This window comes from Pseudarthrobacter sp. (genome assembly GCF_036675385.1).
Taxonomy (GTDB): domain Bacteria; phylum Actinomycetota; class Actinomycetes; order Actinomycetales; family Micrococcaceae; genus Arthrobacter.
On record NZ_JAKFFD010000241.1, the window covers coordinates 1 to 2,212 of the forward strand.

Below are 2,212 nucleotides of genomic sequence, written 5' to 3' on the forward strand. Positions count from 1 at the left end.
CACCCGGGAGGGTGTGGGAGAGTAGGTCACCGCCGGAACATCATTACAGGTCGAGAGCCCCCCAACCACCAGGTTGGGGGGCTCTCCCACGTTAACCACCACACCACAAAACACCCCCGAACCGGGGACGCTCTCTCACTTAATCCAGCGAAAACCCGGACCCTCTCTCATCCTGCAGTGAATTCGGACACCCCCACAGCAATGACCGGTGGCGGCATGTTGGTTTGCCGGCTGGCGTACACCGGAGGCCGACCGGCTCCGATCGACCAGTTGGCCGGCGGGTGCCGTCGGTCGAGATCACCCGCCCTATGTGCCGGTGTACGCCTCTCGTTGTGGGCGCGCGACGTACGAACGGCGCTGACTGGGGTTGCACTCGTCAGCTGGCCGGGTCGTAGTGGAACTGCCGGACTTCTTGTGAGCAGCGGCAGGCGACGGCGATCTTCGCAGCCCATCCGAGTGCCGCCTCCCGCGAGGGCAGCTCGAGAACGGTGTAGCCGCCGTTGGGTACCTTATGGCCTGGGTATGTGCCCTCGGTGACGGTGCCGTCACCGGCCACGAGCACCGGGTGTACGTTTTCATCGATCCCGCCGCCGAAGACGTACACGCCCGCCGCCTTGGCCTCTTCGATGACTGCATGCGAGGCTTCGACCACCGCCTCGAAATCCTCCTCGGGGACCACCATGGCCTCACCAGGGAACGAGATCAGGTACTTCGTCATTCGAGGACTCCTCTGCTCCGGCGGCGCCGTCCGTCGGCTCTTCTCTGCGGCACCGCGCTAGTGCCCAACCTGATTATGGCTCCGACGCCCGACATGTGGTCAAGGTTCTGCGCCTCGGCCGACCCGCAGAACCTGCTCGATCGGCACCGTCTGAGAGCACGCTCTAAAGCGCGCGCCCGCGAGGGAGGGGTTGGCGATAACAGCAGCCATGGATCTCTTCGACATGATCGCTCGAGCCGGTGGGCTGTCGTTCCAAGGTCCTCAAGGTCACTATCCGCCGGCACCGGTGTATCGATTGCGGGTACATGTGGCACCAGACCAGGAGTGGCGACAAGTACGTTACCGTGATCGTCGACCTCACCCCGATCCGGGTGGGCACCGGAACCGCCCGCCTGGTGGGCACTCGATGAGTGCCGGCGTCGGGTCCAGCAGGCCATCCGTGGCCACCGCGGCCGTACCGGTCTATAGAGGGCACTCCAAACGAATAGGCAACTCTGCCCGGATGCATCGATTCCTGCTGCCCGCCATAGGGTGGCTGCATGACGGATGCAGCGGTCGAGACCGCGTACTCATGGAGAGCCGCCGAGTACATTGCCAGATTTGGGTCTGTAGAGTCCACACATCCGGCTGACCGGAAGCTCATAGCTGAGTGGGTCGCACCTCTGGTGGGGCCAGTGCTGGATGTGGGATGCGGGCCCGGCCATTGGACCAAGTTCCTCGCGGACCAAGGGGCGGCGGCCGAAGGAATCGATTTGGTGCCGGCGTTTATCAAGCAAGCAGAGGCATCCTTCCCCGGCATCCCATTCCGCGTCGCCTCCCTCACGAGTCTCGGAGTTCCCGAAGGATATGCATCCGGCATCCTGGCTTGGTACTCGCTAATCCACTGTGAACCCGACCAGGTTCCCTCCGTTCTCCGGGAACTGGCACGGCGCCTGGCTCCTGGCGGAGTTCTCCTGCTAGGTCTGTTTGACTCAGACGAAATCGAGAGATTTCCGCATGCGGTGACGCCTGCGTACTCCTGGCCCGTGGGAGACCTTAGCAGGATCCTTGGTGCAGCCGGCTTCGAAACCGTCTCCCATCAGAGAAGAACTGATCCTGGTCATCGGCCGCACGCCGCCATCAGTGCACGCCTGAGCCGTTCTTAGTCGACATGGCCGGCAGGGACGCGCACAGAGGTTCACGATAGGGCGAACCTACAACACGGCAGAGGTTCCGAGCTGCCACCGGAGAGTCCATAGCCCTGGTCGTCTCGGCTGCTGGCCATTCCCTGCGCGATGTGATCCAGTCAACAGAAACCCGTTCTGGCCGAATAGTGCACCGGGACTCCGGTGAGCCCCTCAGATTCCCCGCCACGACGCGGATCCTGGGGGCGTAGGGCCTGTTGTGGGGGTGGATTTGCGGTGGGGGTTGGGTGGGTGTATTGTTTTCTAAGTCGCCGCGAGGGGAACAGCGAAGAGCTGGTTACCGCGGGCGGCCAAACCCCCTAATTCAAGA

At 63.3% G+C, this 2,212-nt stretch carries 2 protein-coding genes; one reads left to right on the forward strand and one right to left on the reverse strand.

Annotation, left to right across the window (positions count from 1 at the left end; translation table 11 throughout):
* Positions 1-376: 376 nt before the first annotated feature.
* A complete protein-coding gene (locus tag V6M49_RS19820; protein ID WP_141138733.1) occupies positions 377-718 on the reverse strand; it encodes a YciI family protein in 342 nt (113 codons plus the stop codon).
* A 539-nt stretch (positions 719-1,257) separates the two neighbouring features.
* Between V6M49_RS19820 and V6M49_RS19825 the strand changes: the two genes are divergently transcribed.
* Positions 1,258-1,863 (forward strand): class I SAM-dependent methyltransferase, encoded by a 606-nt coding sequence (locus V6M49_RS19825; RefSeq protein ID WP_332762880.1) that lies wholly within the window; start codon positions 1,258-1,260, stop codon positions 1,861-1,863.
* Positions 1,864-2,212: the final 349 nt, after the last annotated feature.

Coding starts and splice junctions, on each gene's coding strand:
- V6M49_RS19820 (WP_141138733.1), bottom strand. CDS start 718: ATGACGAAGTACCTGATCTCGTTCCCTGGTGAGGCCATGGTGGTCCCC.
- V6M49_RS19825 (WP_332762880.1), top strand. CDS start 1,258: ATGACGGATGCAGCGGTCGAGACCGCGTACTCATGGAGAGCCGCCGAG.